Here is a 19178-nt window from a genome sequence, read left to right as displayed (position 1 = left end):
GAGCCAGAATTAACTCCTAACTCCATTTATGACCACATCTTTTTTTTCTAGATTAGGTAATAAAGCCAGATCAATTAAAGGTAATTTAATAATTACTGTTGTTCCTTGATTTAACCCCAAACTCTCTAAGGTGATTTTACCACCCATGAGTTCAATTAAATTCCGAGAGATTGCTAAACCCAATCCAGTTCCTTCAAACTTGCGCGTAGTTGTCCCGTCAACCATCACAAAGGGACGAAATAGTTTACCTTGTTCTCCTGGATCAATACCAATTCCTGTATCTTTAATAGAAACTAAAACATACTGCTGATGACGATTAATACTCATGGTAATGTGAATACTACCTTCATCAGTGAATTTAGTAGCATTACCAATAATATTAATTAACACTTGTTTAAGTTTAATAGAATCAGACTTTATAGGAATAGGCTTATCACCTATATCACAAATTAATTGTAGTCCTTTATATTGGATATTAACTGATTGTAAGTTAATTACCTCTAATAATAATTGTCGTAAATCTAGCGGTACTGTAATTACAGAAAGTTTACCAGCTTCTATTTTAGAAATATCTAGCAAATCATTAATTATTCCTAATAAATGAATTGCTGTATCGTCGGCTTTTTTAAGAAACTCTAATTCTTCTTCTCTACTATCACATAAATCATCACGCACTAACCGCACACAGTTAATAATAATATTCAGTGGATTTCTTAATTCGTGAGAAGTTGTGGCTAGAAATTGACTTTTCACTTGATTGGCTGATTTAGCTTCTTTCCAAGCAATTTCTAATTCTTCAGCCCAATCTTTGAGTCTTTCTACCATTTGATCTAATGCTTGAGCTAGTTGATTAAATTCTCGAATTTTGAAGTTGCGGGGAATGGGTTGTGCTGCGTGGTGACTATGAAGATTAATAGCATAGTCGCGGAGTTCTTCTACTGGACCTGCTAAATAAGGAACTAAATAAAATGATGCCAATAAACTTGCACCAATTAAACCAACTGTTAAAACAATGAGAATTAGTTTAATTTCTTCTAAACCAAATAGGGCATTTTCTACACTTGTAACTGCTAGGATAATCCATCTTTGTGATGGTTTTGTAGTGATAGGTTTAGTAGTAGCTGTAAAACCTGCAACCAGTTCTTGTCCTTCTATAAAGGATAAATTACTGGAATTATTACTTCCACCCAAGGCATTTTTAACTATAGCTTGGATTCTGTCTACATCGGCATAATCTTTAATATTAGTACCGATTCTTTCTGGTAATGGATGAGCTAAAACTCTACCGTCTTCAGCAATGACTACCAAAAAACCCGTTAATGAGCCTGGATGATTGGGATTTTGTTGATATAATGTGGTTTTCATGCTTAATCGGTAGGCTAAATTACCACGTTGATTAGAAACAGGAATTGATAAAAATAATTGTAGTTGATTTTGTTTGTCTCTTTTACCAGTTTTCCCCGATTGGGATGGTAATATAAATTGAATATCAACGTCATTGCTGGTAAGAGATAAGCCTGATGGCATAATTTCTTGAACACCACAACTACTGGCAATTATCTCACCTTTTTTAATGCGGGTTAATTGGAGACAATCAGTTTGGGTTGGTAGTTGTTTTTTTAGTTGTTTAAGAAATTGTTCAATTTGGAAATGTGAACCTGATTGAATTACTTTGGTTTGACTAGCTGTAATTAAATTAGAGCGTAAAGCGGCAATATCATCAGTAATTTTTTCTCCTTTATTAACTGCACTTTCTGTTAAATTTTGTTGGGCAGTATTTAACAAACTAGAACGAGCTTTATTCAAGGCAACCATTTCTCCTACTAATAAAACTGGGATAAATACTAGCAGTATTCTTGTTACTAAGATTTGTCGAAATGACGATTGACGAGATTTAGCCATTGTTTGTCTCACTTCGCATCTTCAAACTACAATAATAAAGATATGAAATTACACTAGTCAAGGGAGACATTTTATTAATTGATGATGAGTTTACTATTAATTTAAATTTCCAAGTTAGAAAGGAGAGAACAGGTAAGAATTGGAAATTTAAAGAATATCTCACTAATTACTGGAACATAAATTTATCAATCTTCCATCAATATCTTGTTCATTTTTTGTAGGTTGGGTTAAGCGACAGCGCAACCCGACGCTCATGTTGGGTTTCATCCTTCAACCCAACCTACAAATCAAGACTTTTCTCGATTTGGACAAAGTATTGTTCCATATACCAAATTTTATAAAATGTAGATTAAATAGTGACTGCTGTTGCATATTCATATTAATGGTGTAAAATTATTCAAAATTATCTTGTAGCTATAGATTTTTCAATAATCTATCCCCTCACAAAAAATATCAAAGCAACCCAATCATGCAAAATCGTCCTCATACCACAGTAGTTTTAGCCATGAGTGTTGATGGTAAAATAGCAGATTTTAGGCGATCGCCTGCGCGGTTTGGCTCATTGGTTGATAAAATACACTTGGAGAAACAAATTGCTGCATCTGATGCCATTTTATTTGGTGCTGGTACTCTTCGTGCCTACAGTACAACAATGACTATCACAGAGACAATACTCTTGCAACAAAGAAAAAAAGCAGACAAGCATCCCCAGCCGGTTCATATAGTGATTTCCCGTTCAGGCAATCTGAATCCGGACATTAAATTTTTTCAACAACCGGTGAGACGGTGGTTACTCACAACCTCTCTAGGGGCTTATTTTTGGCAAGAAAGATCAGAGTTTGAGCAAGTTTTAGTCTTTGAAACTGCTGCCAAAGAAATTGACATTTTGGCTGCTTTAAAATATTTAGCACGGTTACAAATTACCCGTCTAGCTATTTTGGGAGGAGGACAATTAGTGGCATCTTTCCTAGAATCTGATTTAATTGATGAAATCTGGCTCACTATTTGTCCATTAATTTTAGGTGGTAGTATTGCCCCTTCACCTGTGGAGGGGACAGGATTTTTAGCTGATCTTGCTCCTAAGTTACAATTATTAGAAGTATCCACAATAGAGCAAGAAGTATTTTTACACTATAGGATAATTCAGGAGTCATAAGTCAGGATTAAGGCGTAAATTCAAAATATAAAATTGTTGGGAAACTACACAATGATCAAAGAACACAAACCCCATTATTCTCTTGTTTGGACGCACACAATCGCCGATGTTCCCCAAGCAGACTGGGATGCTTTAGCAATGCCGTTAAAAACGCCTTTTTTAGAATGGGATTGGTTGCACAATTTGGAAATATCCCAAAGTGTTACAGCCAATACAGGTTGGTTGCCAAATCACTTGATTTTGTGGCGAGATAAAACTTTAATTGCGGCTGCACCTTTATATTTAAAAGGACATAGCCAGGGCGAATTTGTTTTTGATCAGCAGTGGGCAGAATTAGCTTCCCGTTTAGGAATAGAGTATTATCCAAAATTGCTAGGAATGACACCATTTACCCCGGCTGAAGGCTATCGGTTTTTAATGGCTGCGGGAGAAGATGAGGAAGAAATTACGGCGGTAATGCTCCATGAAATTGATAGTTTTTGTGTGAAACATCGGATTTCTGGCTGTCATTTTCTTTATGTTGATCCCCAATGGCGACCAATTTTAGAACGCCAGGGGTTTACAACTTGGCTACATCATAATTATGTTTGGGAAAATGCTAATTTTCAAACTTTTGATGATTATTTGACTGGATTTAATGCCAATCAAAGACGCAATATTAAACGGGAACGCAAAGCTGTAGAAAAGGCTGGTTTAAAATTGCAAGCATTAACGGGTGAGGAAATTCCTAATTCTCTGTTTCCGTTAATGTATGATTTCTATGCTGATACTTGCGATAAGTTTGGTTGGTGGGGAAGTAAGTATTTAACCAAGAACTTTTTTGAACAGTTGCACCATAATTATCGGCATCGAGTCGTATTTTTTGCCGCTTATAATGAGCAAGATCCACGTCAACCTGTGGGAATGTCCTTTTGTTTATTCAAAGAAGACAAACTATATGGACGCTATTGGGGGAGTTTTCAGGACATAGATTGCTTACATTTTGATGCTTGTTATTATGCACCAATTGAATGGGCGATCGCTCATGGTATCCAAAATTTTGACCCAGGAGCAGGTGGTAAACATAAAAAACGTCGGGGATTCCCTGCTACTGCTAATTACAGCCTTCACCGCTTTTACAACAACCGTTTAGGACAAATTATTTTGCCTTGGGTTCGGGAAGTAAATCAAATGGAACAAAAAGAAATGGATGCTATTAATGCAGAGTTACCTTTTAAATAAGGAAATAGATCCCCGACTTCTTTGAGAAGTCGGGGATCTGAATATTGCATATTGATGTAATCTAAAAATACTGTTTCTATAAATTCACTTTTGATAATGCATAAGAATTTACTACTTGAAGATTTGACAGCAATTGATCATAAACTTTCTCAGCGTTATATTGATCTTGACCCCAAGGGCTATTTTATTATCTACATAGATCAAAATGAAAGGTTAATTTATGCAAAGCACTTCACTAATGTCATTAATGAACGTGGTTTAGCAGTAGATCCGGAAACAGGTCAGGTGCTTCCAGTTCGCGGTAAAGTGGAAAGAACTCACACTACCGTATTTAGTGGCCGTACAGCCAAGGAACTGTGTATTAAGATTTTTGAAGAAACTCCAGATTGTCTTGTAACCTTCTTAGATCATGCAGCTTATTTAGGTAGAGAATTTGTGCGGGCTGAAATGGCTTTAGTGTCAGGCAAAGAATACATTCAAGATTAGATACAATAGTAAAGACGGGGAATTAGTAACTAATTCCCACTTACTTATGCTTCAAAAAAGAAAAAAATAATACATTTCTGCACTTTTTTCAGGAAAATTATTAAAACTAGAAAATCTTTTTAATAAGTAACAAAATTACAACATGAAAGAATTATTACCTCATGATGAAACCGCCAGAATAGAGGCACTATTACAGTACAAGATTCTGGATACTGCACCGGAAGCTGCTTTTGATGATTTAACTCGTTTAGCAGCTTATATTTGTGGAACTCCCATAGCTTTAGTAAGTTTGATTGACACAAACCGGCAATGGTTTAAGTCTAAAGTCGGTTTAGAGGCATTAGAAACACCTCGTGATATTGCTTTTTGTACTCACGCCATTTGCCAAAAAGATGTTTTCATTGTTCCTGATGCCACTCTTGACAACAGATTTGCTACCAATCCCTTAGTCACATCCGATCCTAATATTCGATTTTATGCAGGTGTACCTCTAATTGATGCTGAGGGTTATGGTTTAGGAACGTTGTGCGTGATTGATAATGTGCCAAGGGAACTCACGGCTGAACAACTAGAGGCTTTGAAAATATTGGGCTGCCAAGTCATGAAACAGCTAGAACTACGACGCAATTTAGATAGCTTACTATTGGTAACTACTAAACATCAAAAACAAAAGAAAGCTAACAAACAATTTTTTGTGAAAATTGGCGGCTGGTTTGGCTTAACATCATCAATTTTAGTGATAATTGGGATATTTTACTATCAAAATATTAAAGAAATTGTAAATATAAATAATCAGCAAAAACAGACATTAGCACAATATGAAAGATTCAATGAATTTAATCAAAAAGACCAAGAAATTCTTCAGCAACAATCAATAAAATTAACTAATACTACACATAGTATGCTGCTTGGATTGGAGATTGCTATCGGTTTGTGTGTCATAATTATGGCGATGATTTACTACCTTATTTATCGGGAAATCATTGCCCGCAAATGGGTAGAGGAATCTCTAAAAACAGAACGTAATTTCATTTCTAGTGTTCTAGATACAGCCAGCGTTTTAGTGATTGTTCTCGATGATAAAGGGCAAATTGTCCGCTTCAATCGAGCTTGCGAACAAAATACTGGTTACACCTGTGGAGAAGTTTTAGGACGATGTTTTTGGCAGCTATTTTTAGCCGAGAAAGATCAGCCATCAATTCAAGCTATTTTTGAGCAAATAAAATTAGATAAAAGACCAAGAGAATCCGAAACTTCTTGGATAACAAGAGATGGAAGACAACGATTAATTGATTGGTCAAATACTATTCTGCTGGATAGTCAAAACCAAATAGAATACATTGTTAGTACAGGGATAGATATTACTGAGCGCAAACAAAATGAACAATATCTCAGTTTCCAATATGCGGTAACTAATGCCTTAGCAGGAGCTATAAATATTCAGAATACCACCCATCGCATTTTAAAAGGAATTTGTCAAACATTGGCATGGGATTGGGGCGAAATTTGGGTTATGGATAAATCAGAAAATATTCTGCGTTGTTTAGATATTTGGTATGAATCAGGTTCAGAATTTAAACAGCTTGAAGAAATTACTAGAAAAATTACTTTTGCTCCAGGAATTGGTCTCCATGGCCGAATTTTATCTAAATTTCAACCTATTTGGCTAACTGATATTTGTAATGATCAGAATTTTCTGCGAACAGATATTGCTACTCAAATAGGATTGAAAACAGCTTTTGGTTTTCCTATTCGTAGTGGTAATACAAATATTGGGGTCATGGTTTTCTTTAGTAAAAATATGCAGCTAGAAAATGCAGATCTACTGGAAGGGATGATGTCTATTGGCAACCAAATAGGTCAATTTATTAAGCGAAAACAAATAGAAGAAGCACTAAAGCAGCAAAATTTGCGATCACAATTATTAGCCGATATCACCCTAAAAATCCGCGACTCTTTACAAATTGACGACATCCTCCAAACTAGCGTTACCGAAGTTAAAAGGCTGCTAAAAGCTGATCGTGTCCTCATCTTAGAGTTAGAAGAAAATGGCAATTTAACTGCACGTAAAGAAGCATTGATTCCCGGTATCCCTGTTGTCATAGGAGAGCAGATTTTTGACCCTTGTTTTGTAGAAAAACACGCTCATAAATATGCTCAACAATGGATTACCAGTATTGATGATATAGAAAAAGCCAATATCCAACTTTGTCACCGACAACTACTGGAAAGATTTCAGATCAAAGCCAACCTTGTGATTCCTATTTTTCTCGAAGATGAATTTTGGGGACTGTTGGTTGCTCATCAATGTACTCAACCCCGTCATTGGAATAGTTGGGAAAGAGAATTATTGCGATCGCTTGCTGATCAAATCGGTATTGCCTTAGTCCAAGCTAAACTATTAGAATCAGAAATTATTCACCGTCAAGAACTAGAAATAGCTCGACAGGAAGCCGAATCAGCATTACAAGCCAAAAGTAGTTTTTTGGCCAATATGAGTCATGAAATCCGTACCCCAATGAACGCCGTTTTGGGCATGACTGGCTTACTATTAGAAACTCCCCTTAATCCAGAGCAACAATATTTTTTGGAAACAGTGCGGACTAGTGGTGATGCTCTCTTATCCTTGATTAACGAAATTTTGGATTTATCCAAACTTGAAGCCGGGAAAATGATGCTAGAAACCCTAGATTTTAACCTATCTACCTGCATTCAAGAAGTTATAGAACTGTTAGCACCCCAAGCTCATGATAAAGGACTAGAAATAGCAGCATTAATTCCTGCCAATGTCCCAATTTATATCCAAGGAGATGCTAGTCGTCTGCGACAAGTTATCATGAATTTGATGGGTAATGCGATCAAGTTCACCAGCCAAGGAGAAGTAATTATTCAACTAGAATTAATTTCAGAAACCGATGATACAGCTACCATTCAATTTGCCATCATAGACACAGGTATTGGCATTACCACTGAAGATAAAAATAACCTTTTTCAACCCTTTACCCAAGTTGATGCTTCTATTACCCGTGAATATGGCGGTACAGGTTTAGGACTAGCCATTTGCCAACAATTAGTAACTTTAATGGGTGGAAAAATTGGCATCAAAAGTGAGATTGGTAAAGGTTCTAAATTTTGGTTTAATTTATCTTTTACTAAACAGCCAGAATCTGTTTCTCAAAATCAAGATTATCAAATTCTTAGTCAGCGACGGTTGTTAGTAGTAGATGACAATACTATCAATCGAGAAATTCTCCACCACCAAGCTATCAGTTGGGGAATGCACATAGATGAAGTTGATTCTGCTATTGCCGGACTTGCAGCTTTAGAAACAGCCGCAACACAGCAGATGCCCTATGATATTGCCATAATTGATATGCAAATGCCTGAGATAGATGGGTTGACTCTAGGAATACAAATTAGGAAAAATCCAGCTATTGCTAATGTCCCTTTAATTATGCTGACTTCTACTAATCAAAGAGATGAAGTAAAAAAGGCATTAGATATAGGATTTATCAGTTATTTAGTCAAGCCGGTTAAGCCTACTCGACTGCTTGATACTATTATGAATATAGTAGGTTCTCAATCGAAAATAAATAATTCTCAGATTGCTATCAATGAAGAGTTGCCAGCAATAACTAACAAGAATACATCCAAATTAAAGTTGCTGTTAGCAGAAGATAATCTAGTTAATCAAAAAGTCTTTCTCAAGCAACTTCAAAATCTAGGATATCAAGCAGATGCCGTAGCCAATGGTCAAGAAGTATTAGAATTATTAGATAAAATTCCCTATGACTTGATTTTCATGGATTGTCAAATGCCAATTCTTGATGGTTTAGAAGCCACAAAAGAAATTCGTCGTCGTCCAGTAAGTTCCTTTGCTAAACATCAACAACCTGTAGTAATTGCTATTACTGCTAATGCCATGAAAGAAGACCAACAAATTTGTTTAGATGCTGGTATGGACGATTATTTAAGTAAACCAGTAGCTAAAGATAAATTAGTCGCAATGTTAGAACTTTGGAGTCAGAAAATTCTGAAAATACAGAAAATAATTATTCCTGAAGAAACAGTGTTTTAAATAAAAAATAGGAGTCAGGAGTCAGGAGTCAGGAATTGGAAAGAAAAAAATAACCAATTCCCTATTCCCTATTCCCTATTCCTCAGATTCCTGAGAGGGTGGTTTTTGAAACACTAAGTAAATGTAGTATGTAGCCATTGGGATGACAGTGGCCGCAATTAACAGCCCGACAACCCAAGCAGTAGCATTACCTTGATCTGTTTCTTCAGCTTTGGTAAAAGTTCCTTCTACTTGGACTGTTTCCTTGATCTCTGGTGGACCGGGATCTGGTTTACCGGATAAAACAGCCACCAAGCGATCGCTTACATCCAAAAATCCCTGGTTGTATTTATTACCACCACGTAATGCTGTACCCAATGTTTCTTCAGCCACACTTTGGACGATAGAATCAGTTAACAGAGACTTAACCTGATCTCCACTAATTAAAGCAGTTCCATTAGTAACAGTATCAACAAGTAATAACACTTGATTAGCCTGTTCTGCTGCTGTTGGAAACCATTTACTAAATAGTCCCTTGGCAAAACTTTCCGGTGTTTCCCCATAGTCGAGGCGGTGAATAGTGACAATTCTGGCTTCGTTACCAGTTTCCTGAGCTAAATCCTGGAAAGTCTTACTAATCTGACCTTCATTCAATCGGCTAATCACATCACCTTGATCTAAAATCCAAGTATCTGCCGTTAAACTGGGTATTTGGTATACACCAGTAGCAGCAGCAGGTAAAATAAACAGTGAACTCGCCATCATCATTACCAATACAGGAAAAATGAGACGGACAAGGTATTTTGAGTTACTAAATAATTGCTTGAGTAACTGTTGCATGGGATGAATCCTTAAACAGACTTGCAATCAAAATACTACATAATTAGGTCAGTTGTCAGTTGTTAGTTGTTGGTTGGAAATATCTCCCCTGCAACCTACGCTCTGCCCTATTTCCTCAATCATCGGGGGGATATGTGACTTTATTAAGGTAAAATTAAATTTAATAAAAGTAAAAAAATCTTTGTTTTAGAGAAAGATCATGACAACTTCTACCGCCTTTGACTTAGCATCACTAAATCAGCAATTTGAAACCGCAAGTCCTACAGAGATCTTAGCCTGGTCTGTGCAGAATATCCCCACAGGACTGGTACAAACTAGCGCCTTCAACGTAGATGATATTATCTTGACACATATTTTCTATAGCGTACTTCAGCATCCCGTTCCTGTAATTTTCCTGGATACCCTTTATCATTTCCCTCAAACCTTAGAATTGGTTGGTAAAGTCAAAGAAATCTATAACCTAGATTTACAAACTTATAAAACACCAGACGTGGATAGCCGTGAAGCCTTTGCTGCTAAATTCGGTGCAGCCCTCTGGGATACAGATATTGCTAAATTCCACGACATTACCAAAATCGAACCACTTTTACGGGGATTAGATGAACTCAATACTGTAGCTTGGATTACAGGTCGCCGTCGTGATCAGGCCGTTACTCGTGCTACCATGCCCGTATTAGAATTAGATGGTAAAGGCAGATTAAAAATCAACCCTCTAGCTAATTGGACTCGTAAACAAAGCTGGGCTTATGTAGCTGAACATAAAGTAATTTACAATCCTCTTCATGACGAAGGTTATCCTAGCATTGGCGACGAACCCATTACTACTAAAGTAGGTGAAGGTGAAGACGAACGCGCTGGACGTTGGAGAGGAAGCGAAAAAACTGAGTGTGGAATTCACATTTAATCTCTTAGATCCCTGACTTCTTTAAGAAGTCAGGGATCTGAAATTTCTGAACTCTCTGAAATAATGCGAATAAACATCCAATTATGGGACAAAGAAGGATTCCACTCCAAACTGGCAACTTTGATCATGTTTATAATCGCGGAAACAATCGCCAAATAATTTTCTTTGAACGTGAAAACTATATTTATTTTCTTCGACTGATCAGAGAACATCTAATTAAAAATTCAGTAGATATTATTGCATACTGTTTAATGCCTAATCATTATCATCTTCTAGTCTATCTGAGAGATGAAACCCTTTCTGATGCTATGAAATCTCTCTCACTTTCTTACACAAAAGCAATTAATAAACGTTTTAACCGTTCTGGAGTATTATTTCAGGGAAGGTTTCAAAGTATTCATATTTCACAAACTGACTATCTTGTTAACCTCTCTCAGTATATTCATCTCAATCCTGTGAAAGCATCACTGGTGAAGCAACCCGAAGAATGGGAGTTTTCCAGTTATTTAGAATATGCTGGATTAAGAAAAGGAACAATACCCAAGATAGAGTATATCAAAATGCAGATTGAGGAAGAATCAGTTTATCAGCAATTTTTAGCGGATCATAACTTACCTCATAGCAGTGACTTCAAAAAACTGCTACTAGATTTAGAATAGATCGAAGAATAGATCCCCGACTTCTCAAAGAAGTCGGGGATCTAAACCCTTACAACCAATAAACTATGAAAATTCTCCATCTTTCAGATATTCATATTGGTAGCGGTTTTTGCCACGGGCGCGTTAATCCAGCCACAGGTTTAAACACACGACTGGAGGATTTTGTGAAAACATTATCTTTGTGTATTGACCGAGCGATCGCCAATCATGTAGATTTAGTCTTATTTGGTGGTGATGCTTTCCCCAATGCCACACCTGCACCCTATGTTCAAGAAGCCTTTGCTAATCAATTTCGCCGTTTAGTTGATGCAGATATCCCCACAGTCTTATTAGTGGGAAATCATGACCAACATTCCCAGGGTTTGGGAGGTGCGAGTTTAAATATTTATCGGACTTTGGGAGTACCAGGGTTTGTGGTTGGTGATACTTTAACAACTCATCGCATTTCTACCCGCAGCGGAGATGTGCAAATCATTACTCTTCCTTGGTTAACTCGTTCAACTTTGATGACTCGTCAAGAAACTCAAGGTTCTTCTTTAGCTGAAGTAAATCAACTCCTGACAGACCGTTTAGAGGTAGTTATCGAAGGAGAAATTCGCCGTCTTGACCCAGATTTACCCACTGTACTTTTAGCTCATTTAATGGCTGATAATGCCACTTTAGGTGCAGAACGTTTATTAGCAGTCGGGAAAGGTTTTACCTTACCTTTATCTTTATTAACTAGACCATGTTTTGATTATGTGGCTTTAGGTCATGTCCACAAACACCAAAATTTAAATAAATCTAATGACCCACCGGTAATTTATCCTGGAAGTATTGAACGGGTAGATTTTAGTGAAGAGAAGGAAGACAAAGGTTATGTGATGATAGATTTGGAAAAAGGGAAAGCAGATTGGGAATTTTGTCCTTTACCTGTGCGAACTTTTCGGACTATTGAGATAGATTTATCTAAGCAGGATGATCCACAAAAAGCATTATTAAAAGGAATTGCTAAATATGATATTCAAGATAATGTGGTGCGACTTATTTACAAATTGAAATCAGAACAATTGGATTTAATTGATAACTCTTCTCTTCACCAAGCTTTAAGTGTCGCGCACACTTACACTATACAAGCCGAATTAGTGAGTCAGTTAGCAAAACCCCGCATTCCTGAATTAAGCGCGAGTAGCAGTATTGACCCAATGTCAGCTTTAAAAACTTACTTAAATAATCGGGAAGATTTGCAAGAAATAATGCCATCTATGTTGGAAGCAGCACACAATTTATTAGCAGATGATGAGGGGATTTTGCTAGTACCGCAGGGCGGAATTAAAAATTAATAGGAGTCAGAACTTTTCTACCTAACTAGTCTATTTTGCCAACGGGTAATAGCTCGCAAATATGCGATAATGGGAAGCTGATAAACTTCAATAAAAATCCACACAATAATTCCTAAGTGTGATAAAAAAGTTAGCACAGTCCAAATAAATGGAATCCATGAAAGCGGAACATGAGAATGAGGAGGAAAATAATAGGCTGTAATTCCTATTAAGGTAGTCGGTAAAATAATAAAAGCAATTGCGGACAAACCATAACCCCAACCTAATTCCACATTTCCTAATCGTGCTTGGGTCCACCTTAATCCATTCCAATTCCAAACTAAAGGTGGTTCTCTAGAAGGCATTTTAACTTGTTGTAATTCTAAGTTAACTGTAAATATTTCATTGCAAAAATCACAACACATAGTTTCCATCATCAACATTTGCGAAATTTTACCCACGTGACATACTGGACATGGATAATCTTCGTGAAAGTTTAAAGATGTTGATAAAATTGAAGATTTTGCCATAATTAGGGCTTGCTTAATAAACCTAAAACCTTGATAAATAAATCAATGAATTGAGAAGGATAAAATGTGAATAATGTGCAAGGAATAAACTTTGAAACTATTCATTTAGCTATCATTTTCCCAGATTTGAGACTATTCTTATTTCCTTCTAATTCTTCTTCCTGACTCCTGACTCCTTCTAATAAAACAACCTAGTTTATTCATAAAACCAGGTTGAATTTGATATGATGAAAATATTGGAAATTTGACACTCTCAGGTCTAAAGACACTGAGATTCTTTAATCAATGAGCCAACTTACAATTGCTTAAACTGCAATACTGTTAGGTATGACTACGCACTCAACCAAATTAGTTAAGTTTTTACGTTGTTTAGTTATACTTAAATTATGGAACTTTTGAAAGTATATCACACCTACTGTTACTAGTCAACGAGTTAGGCGAATAAATTCGCCCGTGTCGCTTATATCTCAGCACTAAAGTGACTGAGCTTTACGCTTACCGAGTAATCTTGTAATTAGTCTAGAAAACCCATCAAAAGTTCGGAATCGTCAAAGGTATTTGGTGCTATTGGCCGATTTCCGAAGACAGAATAGTTGTCAGCAACTACCAAGGTGCTAGAAGCTATGGGACGAATACCAGACAAGTTAATACTATCAACTACTTGGAATGTGTTTGCACCTATGGGACGAATTCCCATAGAGTTGAAGGTATCAACTACTTGCAATGTCCCGGTGGTAATGGGACGCATTCCAGCAACTATGATTGTTCCTTGAGAAGTTTCTTCAGTATTACTGATATTATCCTGATTATTTTCTGTCATTTTTATTTGTCCTTTGTATTAGATGACACTTGTTCAAACTGAATCTTTGTTTGTTAAGTGAATTTTACAATAATTAAGGAAAGAAGTATTTTTTTCCTATATATTTAGAGTCTAACCTTAAACCAGCATATATCACAGGTTGAATCTGAGATTGATATATTTTTGGGCGTTGCATAATGGCGGTATGAATTTTGTTTCGCGCAAAGTCGCAAAGGAGCAAAGACGCAAAGTTTTAGATTTTGAGTTTTTAGTTTCATACCTCAATATGGCTATCGCCACGCAGGCTATCAGCAACGCCGATTTTTGATGAGGTTAGGATTTTAATTATATCAGCTATGTACATTTATTTTGGTACAGATAAGTTATGTCAAGTTATAAAATTATTTTATCTTTTTGATAAGATAACTATCATAATTGGAACTCGTTCCATTAAAGAATTAAGTAACTTTGCCATTTTGATTGAGGATTTTGACGGGTTTTTTCTGGTATTAATAACCGCCAACTTTTACCTTCTTGTTGAATTTGCAGATAAACTTCAAAGGGTTTTTCAAGTTGTTTAAAACTGCGTTTTGGTAATTTAACCGTAAAATCATAATTTCCCTGTACCCGATAAGCCGGTAAGTTTTCAATGGTGAGGGGTTGTTGTTGAGTAATGGATATCCGCTGAATATTAAATTTTTGGAAGTTTAAATCTAGCTGTTGGTTAAGTTGTTGTTGGGTTTGTTCTAGTTGGAGTGCGATCGCTTTTTGCACTAGTTCCGGTGTTGGTAATAAGGCAATAGTAGTACAAGCTGTGAGGAAAACTATCAAAATTGTTGTAAAAATTAACTTAATCATCTTTAATTTCTTTTTAATGGCTTTGAATATATCCTCATTAACCACCATTGACTGGGGGAATTAACACCACCTCGTCACCATTTTGGAGAATGGTATCTGGTGCAACAAATTGTAAATTCACACCAAAGCGGGTTATTTCTCGCCATTTACTTAATTTTGGGTGTTCAGCAATTAAGCGATCGCACACAGCTTGAACTGGTGTACCATCAGGAAAATCTAACACTAGTTCGGACACATCAAAAGCTTCTTGATAAACAGCAAATAACTTAACGGTGACAGCGATAGATTGGGACATATAATTTTTGTAAATCAACTGATAATTTAATTATTGGGTATTATTGTAAATTTACCTCCCTTAATTTGTAAAAGAATAGATTGACCTTCACGCTCCCTTTCTGGTGTAAACTTAAGAGGATAACCCGATGTTTCATTAGCAGAAAGACTGACATTTTCCAGCCCTCTTAATACTGTACTACGAGATGGATTATTAGATAAAGCTTTAATCAAAGCCTGAGTTGCATCAAAGCTAGTTGCAGTTCGCCAACTAATGCCTCCTCCCCACTGCTGCTCTGCTTTTTTGGCAAAAGGTTGAGCTTGTGATGTTGCTCCAAACCAGGGTACTGCAATGATTAAACCCTCTACATTTTTCCCATCGTTGGTTAAGATATCACCCTTATAAAGACTACCTCCACCTAACATTTTTAATTCTCGTCTTGGTGGATTTTGAGTTCTAAGTGTTTCGTTTATTTTGGTAATTTCTTTCGCAACATTGAGAGCAATCTCAGTGCTTTGTGTATCTGGAAACAACAACGCTGCTTCTGCTTTATCACCATAGACACTTTTAGCAACTTCTTTTTCTGCGTTAAATGTAGAAGCAGTTAAATTAATTAAAGGTTTATGAACTACCTCACCTCCTAATTTTTCAAATTGATTTGTGAATACCTCTCTGAGGCTGTTACTATATGGACTATTTGGATTTGCAAAAATTACTGCTTTTTTCAATTTCAGACTTTTATAAGTATATTCAGCAAGTTTTGTTCCAGGACTTTCATCAGAATAAACTGCTCTGAAGAAAACTGGATTGTTTAGTAAAATGCTAGTGCTAGTGGGGGAAATAACCGCCAATTTAGCTTTTTCATATTCTGGTAATACCGCCTGGGTAGCATCACTAGAATTATGACCAATTACTCCTAGTATTGGAGAATCCTTGATGAGTTCTTGTGCTACTTCTTTAGCGTTTTCTGTGTTGCTATCATTAGCAATCACAATTTCGAGTAATCTGCCATTTAAGCCTCTATTGCTATTGAATTGGTTTTGTGCTTGAGCTACTCCACGTAATATTTCTTGAGCATCAGTTATGTTTTTATCTAATGGTACAACTACTGCTAATGTAAACGGAGAAACTTGTTGACGAGCTAGGGCATTATTATAATAAATTAGCACTTCTGGGTCATTTTGATTGGCTTTAACAGCTTGTTGAAATAGATTAGCAGCTGGTGGATAATCACCTTTTTTAAAGGCTTGAATTCCTTGGTCACGAGGAATATTAGGAGTTTTAGGGAAGAAGGTGCGATCGCCTCGACTAATTCTACCATTGTCTGCCACACAAAAAACACCTAATTCCTTTCTTTCATCTGTTGGACAAGTTCTGAAAAATTGAAGCCCACTTAAACCAAAAACTACGATTCCAGCTACTCCTAGAGATATTATCAGTACGGATATATAATTTTTATTTTTAACTTTAAGATTAGTTTTAGACTTAAGTAATCGAATTTCTTCTAGTTTATGTTGAGATAATATTCTGTGAGGATCAATTTGCAAAACTAATTCACATTGCTCTATTGCTTTAGTCCATTCTCTTTCAAGTATCAATTTATGTACATAATTTTCTCTTGTCTTTAAAAAATCCTCTTTGGTATTTTCTCTATCAATTTCGTAGGCTAGTGTGTAAATTTCTAAAGCTCGTTCAAAATTTTCTTCTTGTGAGTATATTTCAGATAGAGTCAATAAAGGCTGTAAAATAATTTTTTGCCTATTATTGATAGAATAAAATTGGTAAGCTCGGTTGTAAAGTTCAAAGGCTTCATTTATATTTTTGGTCTGCAAATATTCTTGAGCCAGATACATTACAGTTCTAAAATTGTTAGGATTAAGTTTTAAGGCCTGCTCATAAATTCGAAATGCCTGTACATTACCCTGTTTATGCAAAGCATCCGCTACTGTCAAGAGATTATTAACATTTTCTTCCTCAATTTTTTCCAATAAGCTGATCTCATCCTGCAACCGATGTCTTTGAACCAACCAACGACGGACTAATTCTATTTTTACTCTGCGTTCTGTGTTATCTAAGAAACCATATTCAGCCAGTTCATTTGCTACTTTATTTAAGGATTCCATTAATATTCCATAACTTTTTAGTAGTGTTAGTGGACTTTCAGGAACAGGCTCATTTTGCTCAATTGCTATTTTTTGAGCCTTTGCTGCTGCGGAAAGAATAACTTGCTGCTCAGAAGTCAATCCGTCCCAGAACCAGGATAAACCACCTTCCGCTACTTCAATTGCTAGGTTTACAATACTTTCAACATCTTGATTAGTTATAATATTTAAGGAATCATCTATTTCGTTATTTTGATAACGACTACGTGCTAGATTATAAATAGTAAAACAAATGACTTGTGTAAAATATGGATTCCCTGCTGATAGGGTTAGAATTTTTTCTATCGCTTCTTTTTCGTATTGTAAAACTCCCTCAGCAGGTTTAGTAATTAGTCTTTCAGCATTATCTTCATCTAATAAAGCAATTTCTTTATATGGTGCTTGACGCAATAAAGAAAGCAACTTTGGCAATTTTGAAAGGTGTCCTCCTAATACTAGGATAATAAATAATTTTGTATTTCTTTCCAGTAATTGTGTAATATAAGCACAAAAATTTTCAGTATCAGAATTAGATTCAGTATTTGTCTCACTCAAGATATCAAATTCATCCCATAGAAAAACTAATTTTTTATTGCCTATCTGCTTATAAACTTCTGGTAGAAAATCACGGGAGAAAATTTCAATATTGGTTTGTATATTCTCTGCTAAATGGAATAGGAATTCCTGATTTGTGCATAATTCTTCTATAATTCCAATCGCAATTAAACGTAAAATTTCTGAGGTAGATAATTGTTCTGTTTGTTGAAAATCAAAATTAATAAAAACAAATTCATTTATACTAATCTTTTTAGGAATTTGTTTGAGTACAGATGATTTGCCAATCCGTCTTTGACCATACAATAAAATTAATTGTACATTTTGCTGAAGATTGTCCTCAATCACAGAAAACAAACCTTCGCGGCCAAAAAATTTCTCTGTATCTCTAATTGGAGTACCTACTGTGTAAGGATTTGAAGGGAAATTACGCATACATATATAGGCATATCTGTAAATTACTAAACACCAAGTATTGTTGAAATTCCTCCAGCCAAACTTTTAATAGTTCCAAAATTTTCACCTATGAAGTTCATAGCATTTTTAATGTTACTAAACTGTGTATTTAATTGTCCTTTAGTCATTATCAAGAAAATTCTCTCTCTTTCAGCGACTTGTGTTTGACTATTACCGGCAATTTCCCTGATTACCCATTCCTGCATAGAAGAAGCGGTAAAATAATATACTTCTTTTTGCTGTTTTACATTCTTTTCTAATTCTACACTATTAAAAAAAATAATCCCACGTGCTTTTAAGTCTTCTATTTTACTCTTGTATGCTGAATCTGTAAAAATCTTCCCAGCATCATTCACATCGTACCTTCTGTCATCTATTTTTCCTCCTAAATTATATAAAGCAATGAGCATCAAAAGCATTTTCTCTGTATCATCTAAGGAAAACCATATATATTGAAGTATATTTCTAGCATATTTATTGAAATCACTTTCTAATTTGTTAATAAACTCTTTAGTAAGAGTTTGTCCTCCATTCAAATCCTTGAATTGATTATATAAATGATAACAAAGTCTTTGAATAAGCGCGGGATAACCACCAGTAATTTTTTGTATCATCTTCCGTAATTCTTCTTTCTCTTTTAATGAAGTTGGCATTTCATTCCATAAAAGAACCACTTCTGAATCTTCAAATGTTGTAAGGTCTAAACATGGAATACCTAAGTAATCATCCATATTTTCTGGAAGAAATTTATCTAGACTTTTAGAGGCAGTCATAATCATAGACAGACACTCGCCTACATCATCCTTGAAATATTGAAATCCTTTGTGAAATATTAGTATTTCATCTTTATTATCATTTTTCTCAAAAATGCTATCAAATTCATCTAGCAATAAGACTAAAACTTGATTTTGATTGTGAATTATTTCTAGAATGTTTTTAATATCCCTCTTATAACGGTTTTCGCTTGAGTGAGATACAATCAAATGTACTATACAGGGAAACCGAGTAATCTTTATTATCATAAATGAAACCATATTCT

At 35.5% G+C, this 19178-nt stretch carries 15 protein-coding genes; 7 read left to right on the top strand and 8 right to left on the bottom strand.

Annotation, left to right across the window (positions count from 1 at the left end; genetic code table 11):
- Positions 1-9: 9 nt before the first annotated feature.
- On the bottom strand, positions 10-1902 hold the full coding sequence (locus tag AN490_RS12340; protein ID WP_300003567.1) for an ATP-binding protein: 1893 nt from the start codon (positions 1900-1902) through the stop codon (positions 10-12).
- A gap of 466 nt (positions 1903-2368) precedes the next feature.
- Between AN490_RS12340 and AN490_RS12335 the strand changes: the two genes are divergently transcribed.
- The 4 genes from AN490_RS12335 to AN490_RS12320 all read left to right on the top strand — a co-directional run bounded on the left by AN490_RS12335 (position 2369) and on the right by AN490_RS12320 (position 8843).
- On the top strand, positions 2369-3058 hold the full coding sequence (locus AN490_RS12335) for a RibD family protein (RefSeq protein ID WP_041458569.1): 690 nt from the start codon (positions 2369-2371) through the stop codon (positions 3056-3058).
- A 51-nt stretch (positions 3059-3109) separates the two neighbouring features.
- Positions 3110-4279 carry a GNAT family N-acetyltransferase gene (locus tag AN490_RS12330; RefSeq protein ID WP_213798084.1) on the top strand — a complete coding sequence of 390 codons (1170 nt, stop codon included), beginning with the start codon at positions 3110-3112 and terminating at the stop codon, positions 4277-4279.
- Between the two features lie 96 nt (positions 4280-4375).
- Positions 4376-4765, top strand: a complete 390-nt coding sequence (locus tag AN490_RS12325; RefSeq protein WP_300003564.1) for a DUF4346 domain-containing protein — start codon at positions 4376-4378, stop codon at positions 4763-4765.
- Positions 4766-4907: 142 nt separating this feature from the next.
- The gene (locus AN490_RS12320) at positions 4908-8843 is read left to right on the top strand and encodes a GAF domain-containing protein (RefSeq protein ID WP_300003562.1); all 3936 of its coding nucleotides are present in this window, start codon (positions 4908-4910) and stop codon (positions 8841-8843) included.
- A 75-nt stretch (positions 8844-8918) separates the two neighbouring features.
- Here AN490_RS12320 and AN490_RS12315 read toward each other — a convergent pair whose 3' ends face one another.
- Positions 8919-9662 carry a TPM domain-containing protein gene (locus AN490_RS12315; RefSeq protein WP_300003560.1) on the bottom strand — a complete coding sequence of 248 codons (744 nt, stop codon included), beginning with the start codon at positions 9660-9662 and terminating at the stop codon, positions 8919-8921.
- Positions 9663-9861: 199 nt separating this feature from the next.
- On the opposite strand from AN490_RS12315, the gene cysH reads away from it, so the two are divergent.
- The 3 genes from cysH to AN490_RS12300 all read left to right on the top strand — a co-directional run bounded on the left by cysH (position 9862) and on the right by AN490_RS12300 (position 12547).
- Entirely contained in the window at positions 9862-10566 is a 705-nt protein-coding gene (gene cysH, locus AN490_RS12310) for a phosphoadenosine phosphosulfate reductase (RefSeq protein WP_168632835.1), read from the top strand.
- Between the two features lie 83 nt (positions 10567-10649).
- The gene (locus AN490_RS12305) at positions 10650-11225 is read left to right on the top strand and encodes a transposase (RefSeq protein ID WP_300003557.1); all 576 of its coding nucleotides are present in this window, start codon (positions 10650-10652) and stop codon (positions 11223-11225) included.
- Between the two features lie 65 nt (positions 11226-11290).
- Positions 11291-12547 carry an exonuclease subunit SbcD gene (locus AN490_RS12300; protein ID WP_015083138.1) on the top strand — a complete coding sequence of 419 codons (1257 nt, stop codon included), beginning with the start codon at positions 11291-11293 and terminating at the stop codon, positions 12545-12547.
- Positions 12548-12564: 17 nt separating this feature from the next.
- Here the strand turns inward: AN490_RS12300 and AN490_RS12295 are convergent, their stop codons facing one another.
- The 6 genes from AN490_RS12295 to AN490_RS12270 form a co-directional block, all read right to left on the bottom strand.
- Positions 12565-13056 (bottom strand): hypothetical protein, encoded by a 492-nt coding sequence (locus AN490_RS12295; protein ID WP_300003554.1) that lies wholly within the window; start codon positions 13054-13056, stop codon positions 12565-12567.
- A gap of 514 nt (positions 13057-13570) precedes the next feature.
- Positions 13571-13876 (bottom strand): hypothetical protein, encoded by a 306-nt coding sequence (locus tag AN490_RS12290; RefSeq protein ID WP_213712259.1) that lies wholly within the window; start codon positions 13874-13876, stop codon positions 13571-13573.
- Positions 13877-14305: 429 nt separating this feature from the next.
- Positions 14306-14713, bottom strand: a complete 408-nt coding sequence (locus AN490_RS12285; RefSeq protein ID WP_300003552.1) for a hypothetical protein — start codon at positions 14711-14713, stop codon at positions 14306-14308.
- A 37-nt stretch (positions 14714-14750) separates the two neighbouring features.
- The gene (locus AN490_RS12280) at positions 14751-15008 is read right to left on the bottom strand and encodes a MoaD/ThiS family protein (RefSeq protein ID WP_168653128.1); all 258 of its coding nucleotides are present in this window, start codon (positions 15006-15008) and stop codon (positions 14751-14753) included.
- A 26-nt stretch (positions 15009-15034) separates the two neighbouring features.
- On the bottom strand, positions 15035-17989 hold the full coding sequence (locus AN490_RS12275; protein WP_366925038.1) for an ABC transporter substrate-binding protein: 2955 nt from the start codon (positions 17987-17989) through the stop codon (positions 15035-15037).
- 155 nt (positions 17990-18144) lie between these two features.
- On the bottom strand, positions 18145-19178 hold a 1034-nt coding region (locus AN490_RS12270), incomplete at its 5' end, for an AAA-like domain-containing protein (protein ID WP_300003548.1).

The sequence above is a fragment of the Anabaena sp. AL09 genome (assembly GCF_001672255.1).
In the GTDB taxonomy this organism is placed as follows: domain Bacteria; phylum Cyanobacteriota; class Cyanobacteriia; order Cyanobacteriales; family Nostocaceae; genus Dolichospermum; species Dolichospermum lemmermannii.
This window is presented reverse-complemented; position numbering and strand designations above follow the sequence as displayed.